General features: G+C 65.4%; 27 protein-coding genes. 26 read left to right on the forward strand and 1 reads right to left on the reverse strand.

What is annotated here, in order from left to right; genetic code table 11:
* Positions 1 to 155: 155 nt before the first annotated feature.
* The 22 genes from Q8Q80_RS01335 (at position 156) to Q8Q80_RS01440 (ending at position 16,862) form a co-directional block, all read left to right on the forward strand.
* A complete protein-coding gene (locus Q8Q80_RS01335; RefSeq protein ID WP_305631198.1) occupies positions 156 to 680 on the forward strand; it encodes an N-acetylmuramoyl-L-alanine amidase in 525 nt (174 codons plus the stop codon).
* Between the two features lie 50 nt (positions 681 to 730).
* Complete coding sequence (locus Q8Q80_RS01340) at positions 731 to 1,210, forward strand: hypothetical protein (RefSeq protein ID WP_305631199.1); 480 nt, start codon at positions 731 to 733, stop codon at positions 1,208 to 1,210.
* Between the two features lie 149 nt (positions 1,211 to 1,359).
* Positions 1,360 to 1,647 carry a hypothetical protein gene (locus Q8Q80_RS01345; protein ID WP_305631200.1) on the forward strand — a complete coding sequence of 96 codons (288 nt, stop codon included), beginning with the start codon at positions 1,360 to 1,362 and terminating at the stop codon, positions 1,645 to 1,647.
* The gene (locus tag Q8Q80_RS01350) at positions 1,644 to 1,991 is read left to right on the forward strand and encodes a hypothetical protein (protein ID WP_305631201.1); all 348 of its coding nucleotides are present in this window, start codon (positions 1,644 to 1,646) and stop codon (positions 1,989 to 1,991) included. The genes Q8Q80_RS01345 and Q8Q80_RS01350 overlap by 4 nt, the downstream gene beginning before the upstream one ends.
* Positions 1,988 to 2,284 carry a hypothetical protein gene (locus tag Q8Q80_RS01355; protein WP_305631202.1) on the forward strand — a complete coding sequence of 99 codons (297 nt, stop codon included), beginning with the start codon at positions 1,988 to 1,990 and terminating at the stop codon, positions 2,282 to 2,284. Before Q8Q80_RS01350 ends, Q8Q80_RS01355 begins: the two co-directional genes overlap by 4 nt.
* 2 nt (positions 2,285 to 2,286) lie before the next feature.
* Positions 2,287 to 2,787: a DUF1804 family protein gene (locus Q8Q80_RS01360; protein ID WP_305631203.1), complete on the forward strand. Its 501-nt coding sequence runs from the start codon at positions 2,287 to 2,289 to the stop codon at positions 2,785 to 2,787.
* Complete coding sequence (gene terL, locus Q8Q80_RS01365; RefSeq protein WP_305631204.1) at positions 2,787 to 4,436, forward strand: phage terminase large subunit; 1,650 nt, start codon at positions 2,787 to 2,789, stop codon at positions 4,434 to 4,436. Before Q8Q80_RS01360 ends, terL begins: the two co-directional genes overlap by 1 nt.
* Before the next feature lie 2 nt (positions 4,437 to 4,438).
* A complete protein-coding gene (locus Q8Q80_RS01370; RefSeq protein ID WP_305631205.1) occupies positions 4,439 to 5,146 on the forward strand; it encodes a DUF2786 domain-containing protein in 708 nt (235 codons plus the stop codon).
* Positions 5,143 to 6,732, forward strand: coding sequence for a DUF935 domain-containing protein (locus Q8Q80_RS01375; RefSeq protein ID WP_305631206.1), 1,590 nt, complete (start codon positions 5,143 to 5,145; stop codon positions 6,730 to 6,732). Before Q8Q80_RS01370 ends, Q8Q80_RS01375 begins: the two co-directional genes overlap by 4 nt.
* Positions 6,729 to 6,923 (forward strand): hypothetical protein, encoded by a 195-nt coding sequence (locus Q8Q80_RS01380; protein ID WP_305631207.1) that lies wholly within the window; start codon positions 6,729 to 6,731, stop codon positions 6,921 to 6,923. Before Q8Q80_RS01375 ends, Q8Q80_RS01380 begins: the two co-directional genes overlap by 4 nt.
* A 14-nt stretch (positions 6,924 to 6,937) precedes the next feature.
* Positions 6,938 to 7,834, forward strand: coding sequence for a recombination-associated protein RdgC (locus Q8Q80_RS01385; protein ID WP_305631208.1), 897 nt, complete (start codon positions 6,938 to 6,940; stop codon positions 7,832 to 7,834).
* Positions 7,835 to 7,859: 25 nt separating this feature from the next.
* Positions 7,860 to 8,132, forward strand: a complete 273-nt coding sequence (locus tag Q8Q80_RS01390; RefSeq protein WP_305631209.1) for a hypothetical protein — start codon at positions 7,860 to 7,862, stop codon at positions 8,130 to 8,132.
* Positions 8,129 to 9,445 (forward strand): phage minor head protein, encoded by a 1,317-nt coding sequence (locus Q8Q80_RS01395; RefSeq protein ID WP_305631210.1) that lies wholly within the window; start codon positions 8,129 to 8,131, stop codon positions 9,443 to 9,445. Before Q8Q80_RS01390 ends, Q8Q80_RS01395 begins: the two co-directional genes overlap by 4 nt.
* Positions 9,446 to 9,568: 123 nt before the next feature.
* Entirely contained in the window at positions 9,569 to 10,159 is a 591-nt protein-coding gene (locus Q8Q80_RS01400; RefSeq protein WP_305631211.1) for a phage virion morphogenesis protein, read from the forward strand.
* A gap of 264 nt (positions 10,160 to 10,423) precedes the next feature.
* Positions 10,424 to 11,524 (forward strand): phage protease, encoded by a 1,101-nt coding sequence (locus Q8Q80_RS01405; RefSeq protein WP_305631212.1) that lies wholly within the window; start codon positions 10,424 to 10,426, stop codon positions 11,522 to 11,524.
* Positions 11,525 to 11,563: 39 nt separating this feature from the next.
* Positions 11,564 to 11,971, forward strand: a complete 408-nt coding sequence (locus Q8Q80_RS01410; RefSeq protein ID WP_305631213.1) for a hypothetical protein — start codon at positions 11,564 to 11,566, stop codon at positions 11,969 to 11,971.
* Positions 11,972 to 12,018: 47 nt separating this feature from the next.
* Positions 12,019 to 13,056 carry a Mu-like prophage major head subunit gpT family protein gene (locus Q8Q80_RS01415; protein ID WP_305631214.1) on the forward strand — a complete coding sequence of 346 codons (1,038 nt, stop codon included), beginning with the start codon at positions 12,019 to 12,021 and terminating at the stop codon, positions 13,054 to 13,056.
* A gap of 88 nt (positions 13,057 to 13,144) precedes the next feature.
* Positions 13,145 to 13,654 (forward strand): hypothetical protein, encoded by a 510-nt coding sequence (locus tag Q8Q80_RS01420; RefSeq protein WP_305631215.1) that lies wholly within the window; start codon positions 13,145 to 13,147, stop codon positions 13,652 to 13,654.
* A gap of 39 nt (positions 13,655 to 13,693) precedes the next feature.
* Positions 13,694 to 14,074 (forward strand): hypothetical protein, encoded by a 381-nt coding sequence (locus Q8Q80_RS01425; RefSeq protein WP_305631216.1) that lies wholly within the window; start codon positions 13,694 to 13,696, stop codon positions 14,072 to 14,074.
* Entirely contained in the window at positions 14,071 to 15,831 is a 1,761-nt protein-coding gene (locus tag Q8Q80_RS01430; protein ID WP_305631217.1) for a hypothetical protein, read from the forward strand. The genes Q8Q80_RS01425 and Q8Q80_RS01430 overlap by 4 nt, the downstream gene beginning before the upstream one ends.
* A gap of 5 nt (positions 15,832 to 15,836) precedes the next feature.
* Positions 15,837 to 16,262: a phage protein Gp36 family protein gene (locus Q8Q80_RS01435; protein WP_305631218.1), complete on the forward strand. Its 426-nt coding sequence runs from the start codon at positions 15,837 to 15,839 to the stop codon at positions 16,260 to 16,262.
* Between the two features lie 12 nt (positions 16,263 to 16,274).
* Positions 16,275 to 16,862: a phage protein Gp37 gene (locus Q8Q80_RS01440; protein ID WP_305631219.1), complete on the forward strand. Its 588-nt coding sequence runs from the start codon at positions 16,275 to 16,277 to the stop codon at positions 16,860 to 16,862.
* 27 nt (positions 16,863 to 16,889) lie between these two features.
* Here Q8Q80_RS01440 and Q8Q80_RS01445 read toward each other — a convergent pair whose 3' ends face one another.
* Positions 16,890 to 17,135 carry a hypothetical protein gene (locus Q8Q80_RS01445; protein WP_305631220.1) on the reverse strand — a complete coding sequence of 82 codons (246 nt, stop codon included), beginning with the start codon at positions 17,133 to 17,135 and terminating at the stop codon, positions 16,890 to 16,892.
* A gap of 124 nt (positions 17,136 to 17,259) precedes the next feature.
* On the opposite strand from Q8Q80_RS01445, the gene Q8Q80_RS01450 reads away from it, so the two are divergent.
* Genes Q8Q80_RS01450 through Q8Q80_RS01465 form a run of 4 tightly spaced genes read left to right on the forward strand, consistent with a single transcriptional unit; the run spans position 17,260 to position 19,651 of the window.
* Positions 17,260 to 17,466: a hypothetical protein gene (locus Q8Q80_RS01450; RefSeq protein WP_305631221.1), complete on the forward strand. Its 207-nt coding sequence runs from the start codon at positions 17,260 to 17,262 to the stop codon at positions 17,464 to 17,466.
* Between the two features lie 3 nt (positions 17,467 to 17,469).
* Positions 17,470 to 18,894 (forward strand): phage tail sheath C-terminal domain-containing protein, encoded by a 1,425-nt coding sequence (locus Q8Q80_RS01455; protein ID WP_305631222.1) that lies wholly within the window; start codon positions 17,470 to 17,472, stop codon positions 18,892 to 18,894.
* Positions 18,895 to 18,910: 16 nt separating this feature from the next.
* Positions 18,911 to 19,285 (forward strand): phage tail protein, encoded by a 375-nt coding sequence (locus Q8Q80_RS01460; protein ID WP_305631223.1) that lies wholly within the window; start codon positions 18,911 to 18,913, stop codon positions 19,283 to 19,285.
* A gap of 6 nt (positions 19,286 to 19,291) precedes the next feature.
* A complete protein-coding gene (locus Q8Q80_RS01465) occupies positions 19,292 to 19,651 on the forward strand; it encodes a hypothetical protein (protein WP_305631224.1) in 360 nt (119 codons plus the stop codon).
* Positions 19,652 to 19,672: the final 21 nt, after the last annotated feature.

Genomic DNA, 19,672 nt, shown 5'->3' on the forward strand with positions numbered 1-19,672 from the left:
GTTCAGCCGCCCGGTGCAAAGCCGGGCGGTGCCTGAACCCCTTCACCCCGTAGCCGTGTTCATTCCCCGCGCATTCTGCGCGCATGGACACGCGCCCCTCCGACCACACTCCCGCCCGCAACGCTGAGCCCGTCGAAACCGGCCTGAAGCGGCCGGTGCGGCTCATCGTCATTCACTGCAGTGCCACGCCCAACGCGCGCACGCTGTTCTACGGCGTGGGCACGAAAGACCTGCGCACGCCAGTCGACGAGATCGACGCCTGGCACAGCGACCGCGGTTTCAAGCGCAGCCCGCTTGCCATGGCGCGCTTCAACCCGAGCCTGCGTGCGATCGGCTACCACTATGTGATCGCCCGCAACGGCGGGCTTTTCACCGGCCGGCACCCAGACGAAGTAGGGGCGCACGCCCAGGGCCACAACAGCCACAGCATCGGCGTCTGTCTCATCGGCACAGATCAATTCACCTCGGCGCAGTGGGCCACGCTCGCCGATTGTCTGCCTCGCTGGTGCGAGGCGCACCGTGTCGTGCGCCGGTTCGCTACGCATGACAGGCTCGAAGGCGTGTGCGGGCACCGTGATCTGCCGCTGGTTGCCAAGGCGTGCCCGGGCTTTCGGGTCGCAGAATGGCTGCACGGTGGCATGGAGCCCTTGAACAATCACATCGCAAGCGAGGCGCCCTGATGGCACCGCTCGCAATCGCATTGTCACTGGCCGAACTCGCGCCCCGCCTCATGCGTTACTTCGGCGCCGGCGAGCAATCGACCGTCGTGGCCGAGAAGGTGATCGAGGTCGCCAAGAGGGTGACCGGCGAGCCCACCGGCGAAGCCGCGCTGGCCGCGATTCAGGGCAACCCTGATCTTGCACATGAGTGGCGAATGGCCACACTCGCGGCCGACACCGACCTTGAGCAGGCCTATCTAGATGACCGCCGCAACGCCCGTGCCCGCGACGTCGCGCTCGCGCAGGCCGGTTTTCGCAACCGGCGCGCCGACTGGATGGTGGCGATCGACGCCGTCGGCCTCGTGGCCTGCCTGGCGGTGCTGGCGCTGTTCCGCAAAGAGATACCCGCGGAAGTCGTCACCCTGCTCAGCACCATCGCCAGCCTGTTCGGCGTGTGTTTGCGCGACGCTCACCAGTTCGAATTCGGCAGCTCACGCGGCAGCCGCGAGAAAGACGTGATTCTCGGCGGCGCCGCCAAGCCGCCTTCCTGACGCTTCGTCGTGCGTGTGCCATCGCCGGCCCAGTGGCCTTGTTACGCCGGCAGCCCGATACGTGGTGAGACGAGCGCCGTCCTCCCGGAACCTTTCCCGGTGCAACGCGCGGCGGGGTCGGGCACTTCCAACAGACGAGAGACCTGCCGATGGACATCAACCTCGAACCCGTCATGTACGTCGGCCGCGGCTACACGCTGGCCGATGGTTACGAAGGGCGCCAGCCGTACGAACTGGTGTTCAGCGTATTCAAGGTTTCCGAAGGCCGCGCGCGCGTCTTCGCAGCCCATGGCGAGATTGATCGCGCCACCTTCAAACAGATATCCAAGGCGCTGGCTGACAAGGGTTTCCACACCGCGCTGGTTGAGCGTCACGGCGTTGAGCAGGAGTGGAACACCGGCCTGCAGATACCCGTTCGTACCGAGAGCAAGGCATGAATTTCGACTTCGACGCGGCCAAGTTCTGGCTCGCAGTGATGAATTTTGCGGTGACCGTGCTCGTCGGGCTCTACGTCTGGTCGAGCAATCGCCACCGGGTGACGAACGAGCGAATCAGCGAACTGGAGAAAGGCATCGACGTGCGGCTCGACACACACGACTCACGGCTTGCCACGCTTGAGGGGCAGGTGCGCGCCGCCCCCACGCACACCGACCTCGCCGACATTCACGAAAAGATCAACCGCGTCGCCCAGTGCTCGGCGCGGATGGAAGGCGAGCTCAAGTCGCAGAGCGACCTGCTTCGCCTCATTCTCGACAAGATCGCTGGAAAGGGTTTGCAATGAGCAGTGCCGCACTTCGTATCGTCGAACAAGACCGCCGCCGCGCCATGCTGGCCGTGCTACTGGTCGCACCCGCTTTCAGGTTCCCCGTGCGCGCCGTGCGCCAGGGTGTCGAGGGGCTGGGCTACGTCGTGAGCCTTGATTTGGCGCGCACCGACATCGCCTGGCTGGTCGAGCAGGGGCTGGTCGAGCAGGCCGACGAAGTGGTGACGCTGACCGACCGCGGCAACGATGTGGTGATGGGCCGAGTCGCGCAACCGGGCGTGAAGCGGCCCGAACCCGGCCAGATCGGGTAACCGTGGCACACGGTGACGACACCCGCCGAAAAGTCCGCGCCAGCTACGTCTTCGACCAGCTCGGGCTCGAAATTGCCGCCGTGAAGGAAGGCGTGCCTGAAGCCACCGCCCGCCGCTGGAAACGTGAAGCCAAGACAGCCGGCGACGACTGGGACCGCGCGCGCAGCGCGCAGCTGCTCGCCGGCGGCGGCATTGAAGAAGTGGTGCGCCAGACCCTGGCCGTCGTGGTGCAGCAGGTGCAGGCCACGGTCGAGAGTATCCAGATCAACACCGACATCGCCCCGGCCGAGAAGGTGCAGATGCTGGCCAGCCTGGCTGACGCGTACAACAAGCTCATCGCAGCATCGAAGCGGATGCTGCCCGAGACCGACAAGCTGGCGGTGGGCATGGACGTCATCAAGCGCCTGGCTGAATTCACGCGCGCCCGCCACCCGCAGCACGCCAACGCACTGCTGGCTGTACTGGAGCCCTTCGGCGACGAGCTGGCCAAGGCCTACGGCTGATGGCCAAGCTCAAGTCCCGCCGCGCCTTCCTCGACGAGCTGGCCGAACTGTCGGCCGGCTTCCGCCAGCAGATCGAGGCGGCGGTCTCCGGCTTTGACCCTGACCCCGCCCAGCGCATCGCTCGACGCGAGCGCGCATGGAACGACTTCGAGTTCTTCTGCCGAAGCTACTTTCCGCACTACGTCACCAAGGCCAACAGCGCCCTGCATGACTACCTGTACCGGCGGCTGCCCGAGATCGCCGATTCGCCACGCTCAGAGACCGACGCCATCGCCGCGCCGCGCGGCGAGGCCAAATCGACCATCACGACGCAGCTCTTCACGATCTGGTGCGTCATCACTGAGCGCAAGTGGTACCCCATCATCGGCATGGACGCCTTCGATCAGGCGGCGATCATGCTCGAAGCGATCAAGGCCGAGCTGGAGAGCAACCCGCGCCTGGGCATGGACTTCCCGGAAGCAACCGGGCAGGGCCGCGTGTGGCAGGCGGGCGTCATCCTCACGAAGAACGAGCGCAAGATCGAAGCGGTGGGCAGCGGCAAGCGCATTCGCGGTCGCCGTCACGGGCCGCACCGGCCCGACCTTTTCGTCGGCGACGATCTGGAGAACGACGAGAACGTCAAAACGCCAGAGCAGCGCGACAAGGGCCAGACGTGGATCACCAAGGCCGTGCTCAAGCTCGGTGGCGCGGGCGAGAAGTTCGACGCCATCATCATCGGCACCATCTTGCACTACGACTCAGTGCTCGCCCGGCTGCTGGCCAACAAGCTCTGGCGTGCACGCAAGTTCAAGGCGCTGATCAGCTGGCCTGACCGCATGGACCTCTGGGACAAGTGGGAGGAGCTGCGGCTGAACGCCAGCATCGAGACCTCCGACGCCTTCTACGACGAACACAAGGCCGCGATGGAGGCGGGTGCCGTGGTGAGCTGGCCGGCAGGCCGACCGCTGCTTGAGCTCATGAAGATCCGCGCCCGCGACGGCCACGCCTCGTTCGACTCCGAACTGCAGAACGATCCGCTCAGCGACGACGACGCCCCCTTCGCCAAGGTCATCACCTTCTGGGTCAATCGCCTGTCGCAGTGGGTGTTCTATGGCGCGTGCGACCCGTCGCTGGGCAAACACGGCAAGAGCCGCGACCCCAGCGCCCTGCTGGTGGGCGGCATGAACCGCGAGACGGGCATCCTCGATGTAATCGAAGCCGCCATCCGCAAGCGCCTGCCCGACCGCATCATCGAAGACGTGATCAGCCTGCAGTCGGAGTACCGCTGCCTGCTCTGGGTGGTCGAGGCGGTGCAGTTCCAGGAGTTCCTGCGCACCGAGCTGGTGAAGCGCTCCGCGCAGCGCGGCATTCCGGTACCGGCGCGCCCGACTACGCCCGGCGACGACAAGATTCTGCGCATCGAAGCGCTGCAGCCTCACATGGCCAACGGCCTCATCCGGCTGTACCCGTCGCAATCGACCCTGATTGATCAGCTGCGCCACTTCCCGAAAGCCGACCACGACGACGGCCCCGACGCCCTCGAAATGCTGTGGAAAGCCGCACTCACGCTGCGCGGCGGCGGCCAAGGCTTCCAGTCCGTGCCGCGCCACAAGACCACCAGCAGTCGCGATGACGACTACGCCGACCACCAACAATCCCGGAGGATGTAACGATGACCGACAAGGACAAGATCCTCGACAAGATCCGCAAGTGCATGGCGCTGTCGGCATCGAGCAACGAGCACGAGGCCGCCGCCGCGTTGCGCCAGGCGCGCGCGCTGATGGAGAAGCACGGCATCACCGACACCGATGTGTTGGCATCCGCCGCGGGCGAGATGCGCACGAAGGCAGGTGCTGCATCGCGTCCGGCCCTTTGGGAGGCGAACCTTGCTGCGGCGACCGCTGCCGTCTTCGGTTGCCAATCCATTTTCGCAGGCGGTGTGGCATGGGCAGATCACCCTGGGCAGTGGGTCTTCATCGGCACGGGCGCGCGCTATGAAGTCGCCAAGTTCTGCTTCGAAGTGTTGCTGCGCCAAGCGAAACGCGCGCGCGCCGAGCACATCAAGACGGTGCTGCGGCGCTGCAGGCCAGCGCTCAAGACGCGTCGTGCAGATCTGTTCTGCCACGGCTGGGTCGCCTCAGCGGTTTCGAAAGCCGAAGTGCTGGCGCTGCCGGAGGACGAGCAGAAAGCGCTCGAGGCCTACCTCGCGAAGGCCTACCCGTCGCTGAGAGAGATCAAGACCATCAGCAGGAACGAGAAGAAGAGCATGTCGGGCACCGACTGGCTCGATTTCGCCCGCGGTCATCGGTCTGGCGCCAGTGCGCAGCTTAACCCTGGTGTCGGCGCCAACGGCCCGGCGCCGGCACTGGAGGGCGCATGAAAATCCTCGACCAGTGGGGCCAACCCATTGAAACCAAGGTGCTACGCGAGCCGCAGACATCCAGTATCGGCACGCTCAGCCACGAATGGATCGAGCATGGCGTATCGGCCGGGCTGTCGCCGGCGCGGCTGGCGAGCATCCTGCGCGAGGCCGACCAGGGCAACCTGCTGCGCCAGCACGAGCTGTTCGAAGACATGATGGAACGCGACGCCCACCTCGCGGCCGAGATGGGCAAGCGCTGCATGGCCATCCAGAAGGTCGAGTGGGACATCGTGCCACCGCGCAACGCGACCTCGGCCGAGAAGGCTGCAGCCGAGTGGGTGGAAGAGGTGTTGCGCGACCTCGACGGTATGCAGGATCTGTTGCTCGCGATGATGGAGGCCGTGGGCCACGGCTTCGCGCCCATCGAGCTGGAGTGGCGCGTCGAGGGCCGCGAATGGCTGCCGCAGTGGTACGCCCGGCCGCAGACGTGGTTCCAGCTCGACCAGGCGCGCCGCGAACTTCGCCTGCGCGACAACAGCGCAGACGGTGCCGTGCTGCAGCCCTTCGGCTGGATACTGCACACCCGCAAGCGCGCCAAGACCGGTTACATCGGCCGCCTGGGCCTGCACCGTGTGCTGGCGTGGCCCTACCTGTACAAGGCCTATGGCATCGGCGACTTCGCGGAGATGCTGGAGATCTATGGTCTGCCCTTCATCGTTGGCAAGTACTACCCGGGCTCGTCGAGCGAAGACAAGAGCAGCCTGCTGCGCGCGGTGACTGCGCTGGGCCACGACGCCCGCGCCATCATGCCCAGCGATATGGAGCTGGAGATCAAGGAACTGACCGGCGGCGGCAGCGGCCAGCCGCTACACCTGCAGATGGTGAGCTGGGCCGACAAGGCGCAGAGCAAGGCCATCCTCGGCGGCACGCTCACCAGCCAGGCCGACGGCAAGACCAGCACGAATGCGCTCGGCAAGATCCACGAAGACGTGCGCGACGACATCCTCGTGAGCGACACCGACCAGATCGCCGCCACGCTCACCCGCGATCTGATCTACCCGCTTATCGCGCTCAACCTTGGCGGCATCGACGGCCTGCGCCGCTGCCCGCGCCTGGTGTTCGACGTCGAGCAGCCGGAAGACATCGAGCTGCTGTCCGAAGCGCTGCCCAAGCTCGTGGCCATAGGCATGCAGATCCCCGCGAGTTGGGCGCACGCCCGTCTCAAGGTGCCGCAGCCCGAGGGTGACGAGCCGGTGCTGGCCACGGCTGCGCCGGCGCAGCCGCCTGAATCGAATCCCGAGCCAAAGCCCGGTGCAAAGCCCGGCAAGCCCGCCGCCTTGCGCGGCGAGCTGCCCGAGGGCGATCCGTACCCTGACCAGACCGCGCTCGATGCCGCGCTGGACGCCATCCCGGCAGGCGTGCTCGACGCCGACATGCAGCAGCTGCTCGCACCGGTGTTCGAAGCGCTGGAAGGCGCGGGCGGCTTCGAGGAGGCGCTTACCCGGCTGGGTGAGCTGTACCCGCAGATGAACGACCGGGCGCTCGAAGAGCGGCTGACGCGAGTGATGTTCGCGGCGGAAATGTGGGGAGGTGCCAACGCATGACATGCCTGCGAATTGAGGAAGCCCGAAGCGAAGCAGATGGCGAGCTCGTTGGGTATCGGCTGACGACAGAACCGGGCGGACAAACGCTCTTGGTGTTTGCTGACCAGGCTGCGATGCCGGGCTTTCGTCTCGGTGACGCGTTCGTGCCGGGCTACGGTGATCGTATCAACTACACGCCGAAGGCGGACTGAGAAAGGAACCCGAAGTGTTCTTCAAGAACCTCCAGATCTACACCCTTGCCGCGCCGCTCGCCCTGAGCGTCGCCCAGCTCGCCGAGAAGCTGGCAGCCAAGGCATTCCAACCCGGCAGCAGTATCGAGATGCAGCGCATTGGCTGGATCTCGCCGCGCGACAACGGCAACCTGGTGCATGAAGTCGGCGCGCAGTTCCTGCTGGCGCTGCGCGCTGAAAAGAAGCTGCTGCCTGCGTCGGTGATCAATCAGGCCGCCCGCGCACGGGCCGAACAGATCGAAGAAGAGCGCGGCTACCGACCCGGCCGGCGCGAAATGCGCGAGCTGAAAGACGCAGTCACCAACGAGCTGCTGCCGCGCGCTTTCCTGGTACAGCGCGACACTCGGATCTGGATCGACCCAGACGCCGGCCGCATCGTGGTCGACGCCAGCACCAGCACCAAGGGCGACGAAGCCGTGCAACTGCTGAACGAGTGCGTCGAGCAGCTGGGCGCGCGGCCGTGGCAGACCGTGTTGTCGCCTGTGTCAGCAATGACCGCATGGCTGGCGGCCGACGAACCGCCGAACAGCTTCACCATCGACCAGGACACCGAACTGCGCGCCAGCACCCAGTCGAAGGCCACCGTGCGCTATGTGCGCCATGCGCTCGAAGCTGACGACGTGCGCCGCCACATCGAGGCGGGCAAGCAATGCACACGGCTGGCGCTCACCTGGATGGACCGCATTTCGTTCGTGCTGACTGAAACCCTCGCCATCAAGCGCGTGACTCCGCTCGATGTGCTGACCGAGCGGGAGGACGGTGCGAACGATGAGGCCGAGCGCTTCGACAGCGACTTCGCGCTGATGACGGGGGAGCTGGGGCGGCTGTTTCCGTGGCTCGAAACAGCCCTTGGCGGTCGCGCGAAGGGCTGAGCGCCTGTTGGGCGCGGAGGACACCATGAAACCTGACTATGTGATCTGTGTTGGCGGCACGCCGGGCCACGGGTGGCTGACATTGCCCAGCGACGAACAGCGACCGATCGATCTGATAGTGACTACCGACCCGGAAATGGTGGCGCGCTATTGCGACTACGCGGAGGCCAAGCCGCATTTTGATGCCTTGGTAGCGGCACATCCTCGCCGCCAGTTTTCGATGATGACGCTGGCTCCACTGGGATCTGATGGCGAGACATTCGAGACGCCCAACACGCCTGTAGCCACCGCTAGATGATCAAGGCCCTGCTCAAGCTTGCAATGAACCTTGTACCCGAGCGCGCCGTCGAGTACTTCCGGTCGCGCGGTTTGCGAATTGGTGCAAACTGGCAAGAAACGGCACAGGCGGCGCGTGCTGGCGCTTTCAGCGTCGCGGCCGTCACCCGCGCCGACGTGCTGCAGGACATCCGCGCGTCGATCGACCGCGCGGTGGCCGAGGGCATCACCTACCAGGACTGGCTCAAGACTCTGCGGCCGCAGCTGGCGGCGAAAGGCTGGCTCGGCCGCAACGTCACGGATCCGGCTACCGGCGAAATCCTGCCAGGCAGGGGCCTGCGGCCGCGGCACCTTGAGACGGTGTTCCGCACCAACACTCAGGCGGCGTACATGGCTGGTCGGTACAAGACGATGGTCGAGAACAGCGATCGCCGGCCGAACTGGATGTATGTGGCGGTGCTCGACAACCGCACCCGGCCGCGTCACCGCAGCCTGAACGGCCGCGTGTTTCGCTGGGACGATCCGGCCTGGTCGGCGCTGTACCCGCCCAACGGTTACAACTGCCGTTGCCGCGTGCGCGCCCTGACCGATGAAGAGCTGACAGAGGAAGGTCTCGCGCTCTCGCGTGGCGAGGGGCAGATGGAAACCGTCGAGCTCGACCTCGGCCCGCGCCGCGGCAAGCTGGCCGTCACCGGCTACCGCGACCCGCTCACGAAAACCCTCTTCGCACCTGACCCGGGTTTCGACCACGCACCCGCCGGCAGTTGGGGCCGCGACGTCGCTCTTGCGCGCACAGTTCAAGCCATCCAGTCGCCCGAGGTTCGCATGCAGACGTGGCAGGCGCTCAACGCGAGCCCAGCGCGCGCGGGCGCCTGGCGCGACTTCGTTTCACAGGTGGTCAGCACGCGCGGCGATGCCGTGCGCCGCGCTGGCCACGTCGGCCAGGTGCTCGGGTTCGTCGATGACCAGGTCGCCGGCTTCGCCCGCCGCATGGGCGACGCACAGCCCACCCGCGTGGCGGTGATGACTGAGAAGCAGCTGCTGCACGCCGACAGCGCGCGGCATGAAGCGGGCGGCAGCCGGCTGGAGGCGGACGACTACGCCATGCTGCCCGGCATCGTCGCCGCGCCGGACGCGGTGTATTGGGATGCGCTGCATCGCAACGTGGTGCTGGTGCGCTGGCTGTCAGACGATCGAGCGGTGATGCTGCCTGTCACGGCGGGATATCGAGAAAAGAAGGTCGGGCGCATTGACGCAGTGGTGAATGCGCTGCGGGTGCCGGCCGCGCGCCTGCGCGATCGCAGCCGCTTCGTACCGATGGGAGATGAAGAGTGAGCGGGGGAGTCCGTAGCGGGTGGCCGGCTGTCCACCATCACCGTCCCGCTGCCAAGGCGGGGTCTAAGTCGCTGGCTCGCCGTCTGATTCCCAGCGGTCGCCACGGATGCACGGAGGATAAACGTGTTTGAAGTCGAGATACAAGCGGCCGATGCCCTGGCCGGCCTGCGCAACGTGGCAGAGAACACCCGCAGCCCGCGCCCGCTCATGCGCGCCATTGCGGGCACGCTGGAGAGCGAGACCGAAGCCAATTTCGCCGCGCAAGGTCGGCCGGCGTGGCTGGGCCTGTCGCCTCGCACCCTCAAAAAGCGCGGTGCCGGCGCGAAGATCCTGCAGGACACCGGGCGGCTCGCAGCCAGTGTGGCCAGCCGCTACGGCAAAGACTTCGCGAGCATCGGCAGCAACGTGGCGTACGCGGCGATCCACCAGTTCGGCGGCACGATCAACCGCGCGCCGTATTCGTCGAGCGTGCGCCTGCGGACGGACGCGAAGGGCAGGCTGCTGCGCCAGCCGACCAACAGCAAGCTGGCCGTGTTCGCGAAAGACTCGCACAAGCGCGCGGTGACCCGCCGCTACACCGTGGGCGCGTACGGCATCACCATTCCGGCGCGGCCGTTCTTGCCCGCAACGGCACTCGGCCGACTGCATCCGCGCACCGCCCGCGCCATCGAGAGCGACGTGCAGGCCTGGCTGCGCTCGATCACCGAACCGTGACGAACCGGCCGCAAACCCGCGCCGCCATGCGGAAATCGAAAGCGAGCCCATTTTTAGGCCCTCCAAGGCGTTTGTGTGGGTGCTGGGCTAACATCGGGCGTCTGCGGTAGCGATCGGGGCGCCCGCGCCGAGGTAACGGGGACTTAACGCCGGGTTTTCAGCGAAGGGTTGTTGCCGAAACAGCCCTCGCCCGGTTAGGGTTTCGCGCGTCGGCCCTGTCGCCACCTGTTTCACCATCTGAACACCTTCACCCCCTGACCGCCTGTGTCGCCCCGCGACGATGGCGGCATGTCTCGCAAAGCCCCCTCTGCACCTGTCCGGTTCGCCGCCCTGAGCGTCACGCTTGCCGCCGACGGCCGTGCGCCGGCCGAGGTCATGATCTTCCCGGCCGGCCGCTTCCGTTCGACCGACGGCAGCGGCCGGCCGCTGGACGTGGCGGCCGGCTGGCGCATGGACGCCGCCGCGGCCGCGCGCCTGATCGATCAGGTGGGCGCCCGCGGTGCGGATACCGTTATCGACTACGAACACCAGACGCTGGTCGCGCAGACCGCTGGCGTGCCCGCGCCCGCGGCGGGCTGGTTCTCGAAACTCGAATGGCGCGACGGATCCGGCCTGTGGGCCACCGACGTGCGCTGGACTGATCGCGCTGCAGCGATGATCGCCGCCAACGAGTACCGCTACCTCTCCCCGGTTTTCACATACGACCCGGACGGCACGCCGAACCGGCTGTTCCCGATCGCTCTCACCAACAACCCCGGCCTGGGCGCGCTGCCGGAGTTGTCTGCCGCCCTCACTGCGCTCATCGCCACCACGGAGTCACCTGATATGGATCTGCTGAAATCGCTGCTGACCGCTCTCGGTCTGCCGGCCGAAACCACCGAGGCCACGGCGCTGACTGCTGTCACCGCGCTCAAGGCCAAACACGACGAGCAGGCGGCCAGCCTGACCGCGCTCGCTGCCGACAAGACCGGCCTCGAAAGCAAGGTGGCCGCGCTCACCGCCGCCGGCGCCGATCCCGCCAAGTACGTGCCGGTCACCGCCGTGACCGAACTGCAGACGCAGCTCGCCGCGCTGACCGCGCAGATCACCGGCGGCGAAGTCGACACCCTGGTGAAGGACGCGATGGCCGCCGGCAAGATCCCGCCCGCCCTTGAGCCCTGGGCGCGAGGCCTCGGCAAGAAAGACATCGCTGCGCTGCGCGCCTACGTCGGCGCAGCCGCCCCGGTCGTGGTACCCGGCCAGACGCAGACCGGCGGCGAGAAGCCGAAGGACGGCAGCGCGCCCGCGACGCTCGACGCCCAGGAGCTCGCCGTCTGCACCGCCATGGGCCTCAGCGCCGAAGAGTTCGCGAAGGCCAAGGCGTAAGCCCGCGCCGCATCCCGATCAACTGAACGGAGTTACCACATGGCCGCCCTCACTGAAGAACGCCTCACCCCGGCCCGCGACGCGGACCGTTTCGAGTTTCCCATGGCCGCCGCCACGAAGATTTTCCGCGGCGCGCTGGTGTGCATCAACGCCTCCAGCCTCGCAGTCAAGGGCGCGGTCGCGACCACGCTCAAGTGCGTGGGCATTGCCGAAGAAACCGCCGACAACAGCGCCGGCGCCGCCAGTGCAATGACGGTGAAGGTTCGCCGCGGCTGCTTCCCGTTTGCCAACAGCGCGTCGGGTGACCTCATCGCGCTGAAGGATGTCGGCGGCGACTGTTTCATCGTCGATGACCAGACAGTCGCGCTCACCAACGGCGGCAGCACCCGCAGCGTCGCCGGAAAGATCCGCGACGTGAACGCCGACGGCGTCTGGGTCGATATCTGACCGCCGCCCACTGCACAGCACCCATCGATCACCAGGAGCAACGCCCCATGAAACTCTCGCGCCTCATCCATCAGCCCGCCCTGTGGGTGGCCGTCATCGTGCTGGCCATTGTCACCGCGCTCATTCACATGCCGGTTCCGGAGGCCTCCGCGGAAGCGCTCGCCTTTGGTGGCCTCGGTCCACTGGCGGGTCTTGGCCTGCTTGGCATCACGATCGACCCGGGCGTGCTGCGCAACCTCTATACCGGCTTCAAGGCTGCGTTCCAGAAGGGCTTCGACGGCGTCACGCCGCAGTGGGATCAAATCGCCACGCGCGTGCCGAGCTCGACCAGCCAGGAGGACTACGCCTGGTTGGGCGATATGCCGGCCATCCGCGAGTGGATCGGTGACCGCGTCGTACGTGGTCTTTCCGAATCCGGCTACACGATCAAGAACAAGACCTTCGAGCTGACCGTCGGTGTCAAGCGCGAGAAGATCGATGACGATCAGTACGGCATCTACACGCCGATGATGCAGGACATGGGGCAGCGCGTACGCCAGTTTCCCGACAAGCTGGTTTTCGGACTGCTGAAGGATGGCTTCGCCACCCTGTGCTACGACGGTCAGTACTTTTTCGACAGTGACCACCCGGTGGGTCAGGGCGTGGTCAGCAACGTCCAGGCCGGCGGAGGCAACCCGTGGTTTCTGCTCGATACCTCGCACAGCCTCAAGCCCCTGATCTATCAAGAGCGTCGCCCGTTCAGCTTCGTGCCGATGACCAAGCCCGACGACGAAGGTGTGTTCACCCGCGCCGAGTATCGCTACGGCACCGATGGCCGCTGCAATGTGGGCTTCGGCTTCTGGCAGATGGCTTTCGGCTCGAAGGCAACGCTCGACGCCGCGAACTTCAACGCAGCTTACGCAGCCATGGGCGCCTTCAAGGACGAAGCCGGGGAGCCGCTCGGCGTGATGCCGCGCCTGCTGGTGTGCGGCCCGAGCAACCGCGAGCCCGCCTTGACCGTGGTCAAGGCAGAGCGCAACGCGAACGGCGCCACCAACATCAACCGCGACGCAGTCGACGTGCTGGTCGTGCCCTGGCTGGCCTGATCCACCCCATACACCCCGCGAGAGCCAGTACGCACCCCCGCCGGGTAAGAGGTACCCGGCGGGAGGGCGGCAGACAGGAGATCAGAGCATGGTCAAGACCCCCGCAGCAAAGAAAAACGTACCCAAGCCTGCTGCCAAGGAGGCGCCTGGCGCCGATGCAGCCGCCGCCGAAAAGCAAGGCGCCCCCACTGCCGACCAGGATGCAGGCGTTTCGACTGATCCGCCTGCATCTACCTCGACCGAGGCCGGTACCGAAGGCGCGCCGCCGGCGTCCAGCGACGCAGACGCCGAAGCGGCCGCAACTGCAGCTGCGGCTGTGAAGCTCGACGGCGTGCTGTCCGGTCACCCCGCCACGAGCCTGGATGTGACCGAAGGCGCCGATGGCGTCGTCACTGCAGATCCCGCCAGCGAGATCCAGGCCACGACCGAAACGCGCGTGTCCGGTTGGGTTGTCGAGTGCAAACGCGCGCGGGGTATCTGGCGCGCCGGCCGCTTCTGGCCGCCGGTGCCGACCGCTGTGCCGGATGACGAACTGACCGACGAGCAGCTTACCGCGCTGCAGGCCGAGCCGCTGCTGTCGGTCGTTGGAGTCGAGTAATTGGCGCTCACGGCCGAACAACAAGAAACGAGGTGATCTGTGCGGTACATCAACGATTTCGACGGGGCCAGCAAGAAGGGCATCAGTGCGGTCCTTGATCTGGTTCGACGGTTCGATGTCATGGACTTGGACGTCGTCCAGTTCGATATCGAGAACACAGGTTCGGCAGCACTGACCTCGCTGCGCCTTTTCGGGCGCGCCTCGCCGAATGCCCCGATGCGGGACATCACACCGGTGAGCTGGACTAGCGAGTCGGCTCTAATGTTCCAGCCCCCATCTGTAGCGCCCACGTTGCTGGCGGCAGGTGCGGCGACACAGTACGGCATCAACGTCACCTCGATGTACCAGGTGGAGATTCATGCGGCTGGCGCGGGCGCCGTGCTCGTGCTTTCCGCTGGTGGCTATAAGGTGCAGCCGTGAGTGGGATCGATCGGTTCGGGCGTGACTATTCGCCGCCTACGCCCGAATACGGCGCGAGCTTGCTCGAGGCGGTCTCAGCGAGGTCGAGTGGTTGGACCGATACTGTGTTCGGCCGCCTGCTCCACGTGCGCGAAAATGAGCAGATCGACGTTGCTCTTCGTGCTTGCATTGCCGATCTTCGATCCACCGCGATCCTTAACGGTGGGAGAGTCCCCGCCATCATCGTTAAAGGCCAACGCTATGGGTTGGGCAGCCAATCTGGCCTCTCGGCAATGGTCACCCTTGAACCATTTGTCGAGCTTCGTTTTGTAGGGACGACATACATTGACTGCGCAGGTAAGACCGTCCCGATCTTCTGGGTGCGTAACGACATCACGCCCGAGATCAACTACGGACCGGAGTCGGATAGCAACAACAAGAAGATTATCGGAGGTTCTTCCCTGATCCTGTCGTGCCAAAGCCAAGCGTGGCTTGCGGGCTCAGTCGCGATCCGGTGGGGCAACGGCGACGGCGTCTGGGGTACGAATTTCACAGGCCTGAACAAGTACTACAACGCCTTCATGGAGGTCGAGAACTTGCACATGCAGTTCTTCGACCACTCGATTGAGTTTACGAACAACGGCTCCTTCTGTTCGCGCTGGACGAATGTGTGGTCGTCGAATCCCAACTGGTCGATCGTGACGTCCAGTTCGGCCGCGGAGAAAGACTCGTATGAGATGCACTCTTTCATCAGGTTTTTCTCGGCTAACACGAACCAAGGGCATATACAGTGCAATAGCGGCGGCGCACGCGACCATCAGTTGTCGTTTCTGCATTCGTCTTTGACGTTCACAGCAGGCACGGTGGTCGAACTGAACACGGCGGCGCAGTGCCGCGTCGAAATCTCGTCGTCCCGAATCGAGAACTTCGCAAAGGCCACCGACGCGAAGGTTGCAACGCCGCGCTCCTGGGTGCGACTCAACAACCTCACTATGATTCCGAGCAACAGTCTTGGTGGGCCGCTGGAGTCGCCGACAATTCGTCCGATATTCCGCGGCCTGGCTCACAACGTGCAGTGCTGCGACGTGCGCTGGAACATCGTTTCAATCGTCGCTTGGTCAAACGATAGCTACAACGATGCGGCGCGGCAGTTCATCGCTGACGACGATGTGGTTGTCACGATGAGCGATTCCTACGCCGACGATCCGCCCGGATCGATCACGACAAATAACTCCATGAGACTGCAGCCGATCAACAAGGCGCAAGTACTCAACCGCAACTGGAATTTCGAAGAAGCTACGCTCGCCGGCTGGACGGCTGGCGGTACCGGAAGCATCACGCTCACTACTGCTGCGAACGAGTTCTATGGCGGTGTTCGAGGCGTCAAGGTCACCAATGTGGGGCAACACAGTAATTTGCTGTGTGAGCCGATCCCCGTTACGCCTGGGCGGTTCGTATATGGCAATGCGGTCATGAGGTACTCAGACACCTCCACCGACAACTTGCCGAACGTCACTTTCGAGGTGATCTTCTACCGGGCGGACGGAACGACCGTGATATCGAACTCTATTGTTTCGACCCCGGTTACCCAGCACAACTGGTGGAATCGGCGCTCAGCGACGCGATTCCTCCAGAGCAGCATTGGCACCGGCTTGGTGCGAGTGCCGATTGCGGCTCGGTTCGCAGCGATGAAGATGTACTGGCACGGCAACGGGCCTGTGACGACGCCTACGACCGGCGTTTATTGCCTAGATAACGCGCCTTTCTTTTCATTGTGACCTCAATGCCTTACGCCAGTGTTCTTCAATTCGAACTCGCTCTCGGCGCCAAGGAAACTGCGGCGCTCGCGGATCCTGAAGCGACCGGCACGCCAGTGCCGGGCCGGATCGACTACGGCCTCACCCTGGCCAGCGGCGACATCAACATTATCCTGGGCGACCGGGCACCTGCCATCGCCGCTGCGCAGCCCGACTTCCTTCAGGCCGCGTGCATCCACATCGCCCGCTGGCACTTGTCTGGTGCCAATACGATCGAGAACGACCCCATCACTGCGAAGCATGACTACTACACGCGGCTGCTGCGCGACATGGCGGATGGCGTCGTGGGCAATAGCGGCGGTGAATCTGGCGGAGGCTCGCCCCACTATGGCGATGTGCAGATCGTCTCGCCAGTGAATGCCAACCCGTTCAGCCGCGCCAACCGGCGCTGAGCTGCCGTTGCCATGCTGATCTACGCCGACATCGAGGACGCGATCATCGCGCGCATCAAGGCTGCGCAGACGGCCGGCGCGCTGGGCTACCGCCTGGCGCACATCGACAGCTACGGCGGCGAATTCGATGACGATACCTTCTGGACGAACTTCCGCAGCTTCCCGGCCGTGTGGGTGACCATCGGCGGCGAGACGGTAGAGCGCCTGGGTCGCCGCGCCCGACGTGCCACGGTACGCGGCGCGGTGATGGTCGGCACCCGAAGTGCGCGCGGCGAGCGGTTCGCCCGTATCGGTGTGACCGGAGAGCCGGGTAGCTACCAGATCCTCGACGACGTGCGCCAGCTGGTGACCGGCTTCGGCCTGGTCGCCGAGTGCGAGCCAATCGAACCCGGCCGGGTCACCACGCTGTACAACACGCGCATTGGCACCAACGGCCTGTCAGTGCTCGCGCTGGAGATTTCGACTCGATACGACTTCGAGGTACCCGATGTGGCGGCGGGTGACGCGCAGGACATCACAGAGATCGCACTGAACTACAGGCTGCAGCCGGGCGATGGCGCGGACGACGCACAGGATGTAGTGATCAACCCGACCGCGTAGGTGTCATGCGGGTCAATGGCCCGAAGGCTACTGCTCGACCATCCCTGTGCCGTGACGACCGATGCCAATGAAGTTCCCGGTATTCTCGCAAAAGTCGATGCCGGTATCCGCGTAGTACATAGGCTTGACCTGTTCGTCAGCAGGATTCTCGTTGTCGCCCGTCGTAGTCAGTGCAAAGCACACTAGGGGCCTGAAAAACATTTTCCCCTCGTCTTCGAAGGCAGCATCCCAGCCTTCCGCCGGAATGATCTGGACGATTGTGTAATTACTCATTTTCGCTCCTTTTAAAATCCCCGCTTGAGATTACCACTGAAGGTATTCACCCCCTTGTTCCATCGCGCGCGCGCGGACGATGTGGGCTCCTGCACCGCAGAGTCACATCGCCCCGGAGGCGCCCATGTCCCAGACCACCGTCCGCGTCACCTGCGCCCCCGAGCGCCTGGCGCCGCGCGAGACCAACCCGCGCAAGCACTACCCCGCAGCCGGCGATGAGCCGGTCGAGATCGCGCGCACGCCGCATATCGAGCGCCTGCTCGTCACCGGCGACCTGATCGACGCCGACGCCAAGCCGATTAAGTCGGCGCCCACGAAAGCGAAGGGGTAACCGATGTCGAGCCCGAACGTCTCTTTCTCGCAGGTTCCCGGCAGCATTCGCACGCCCGGCACCTACATCGAATTCAACGCGCGCCTGGCGCTGCGCAACCTGCCGAACAACCGGCAGACGGTGCGGCTGATCGGCGGGCGCACCAGCCTAGGCACCGTACTGGCCGGCGTGCCGACGCAGATCTTCACCGATGCGGAAGCCAGCACCTACTTCGGCGCCGGATCTCATCTGCACCTTATGGTGCGCGCGCTGCTCAAGGCGAATCCCTACGTTGATCTCACCGCGATCGCCGTTGACGACAACGGCGCCGGAGTGGCGGCGACCGGCACGGTCACCATCGCAGGCACCGCGACCAGCACAGGCACGCTCTCGGTCAAGATCGGCGGGCAGTCGGTCGACGTCCTGGTCGAGTCAGGTGACTTGCTCGCCGCAGTCGCCGCCGACCTGGTCGCCGCGATCACCGCCCGGCCGGATCTGCCGGTGACCGCTGCGGCGGTGTCGGGCGTCGTGACGCTGACCGCCAAGAACAAGGGCACGACCGGAAACGACATCAAGGTATCGGCCACGCTGACCGGCGTCACCGGCATCACAGCAACCGTGGTGGCGATGGCCAGCGGCGCAACGAACCCGGACATCGCAGCCACGCTCACTGCCATCCAGTCGGCGGGCGACGAGATTCTGGTGATGCCCTGGACGGACACGGGCAACCTCACGAAGCTGCGCGACCACCTCGAACTGGTGGGCAATGCGCTGGAACAGCGCGGCGCGATCGGCATCGTGGCCACGCACGCCACCTACGGCGCCGCGGTGGCGCTGGCCGCCGGTATCAACGATGAGCGTGTGCTGCTCGCCTGGCTGGCCGGCAGCGCCTCGCTACCCTGGGAGACCGCCGCCGCGCTGGCCACGATCGCGGCCTTCGAAGAAGATCCCGCGCGCCCGCTGAACGGCCTGGAACTGATCGGTCTGGACGTGCCGCCGATCGCCAGCCGCCCCGGCCGTACCGAGATCGAGAACTGCCTGCACAACGGCGTCACGCCGCTGAAGGTGAGCCCTGGTGAGCGGGTCACCGTGGTACGTGCCGTGTCGACCTACACGGTCAATGGTCAGGCGGTCGCCGACCCGGCCTGGCTCGACATCACCACGATTCGCACGCTCGACTACGTGCGCTTCAGCCTGCGCCAGCGCATTACCGCACGCTTCCCGCGCGAGAAGGCGACGGCGCGCGTGCTGCGCGACATCCGCAGCGAAGTCATCGACGTGCTGCTGCGCCTCGAAGACATCGAGATCGTCGAGAACGTGACGGCCAACATTCCCGGCGTGATCGTCGAGCTCGACAGCGTCGAGATCGGCCGGGTGAATGTCCGGGTGCCCACCGATGTCGTCAATGGCCTGCATGTCATCGCGGCCGTGATCGACCTGATCCTGTAAGTGTAAGGGGAACGACATGGCAGAGAAGTTTGCCGGTCACATCGTGCTGACCGTTGATGGCCGCGAGATCGAGGTGGTGTCGCTCAACGCCTCGCAGAACACCGGCCGCAAGCCGGTCATGACCATGAACCGCAAGAAGCGCGTGAGCGGCCACGCACGTGGCCTCACCACCTACGAGCTGTCGCTCGAAGTGGCAATCCCGATCGACGGCAGCGAGCCTGATTGGGCGGCGATAGAAGACGCCAAGATCACGCTCTACCCCGAAGGCCACGACGATCAGCGCGAGAGCTACTACGGCTGCGCATGCACATCGGTGAGTGCGTCGTACCGAGTCGACGGCGAGGCGGTGCGATCGCTGTCGATGTTCGCCCTCGACTACAAGCGGGAGTAAGCCGGCATGGATCTGATCACCGAAGAAGTGCCGCTGCAGTACGGCCTGGCGCCGTGGAGCGCCACGGCGAAGACGGTCGTGCTGCGTCAGGCCACCCTGCAGGACGTGTACGTCGCCGTGGCGGCAGTCGAAATGCCCGACGACATGGCGGGCGCGGGCCGCATTGCCTACCAGATGGCGATCGACGACGCGCAGATCCTCGCGCAGGTCGATCGCATCGACGGCAACGAGCCGCCCGAGGTGCGCCGCCTGGCTCAGCTCATTCACCCGGACGACATGTCGTCGCTGCGGGCAGCGTCCGAGGTCATCAAAAAAAAGCAGCGCGGCGAGAGCGAGCCCTCGCCGACACCCGAGCCGTCGAAGTAGCGCTGGTCGGGCGCGGCTTTC

This window comes from Methyloversatilis sp. (assembly GCF_030698125.1).
Taxonomy (GTDB): Bacteria; Pseudomonadota; Gammaproteobacteria; order Burkholderiales; family Rhodocyclaceae; genus Methyloversatilis.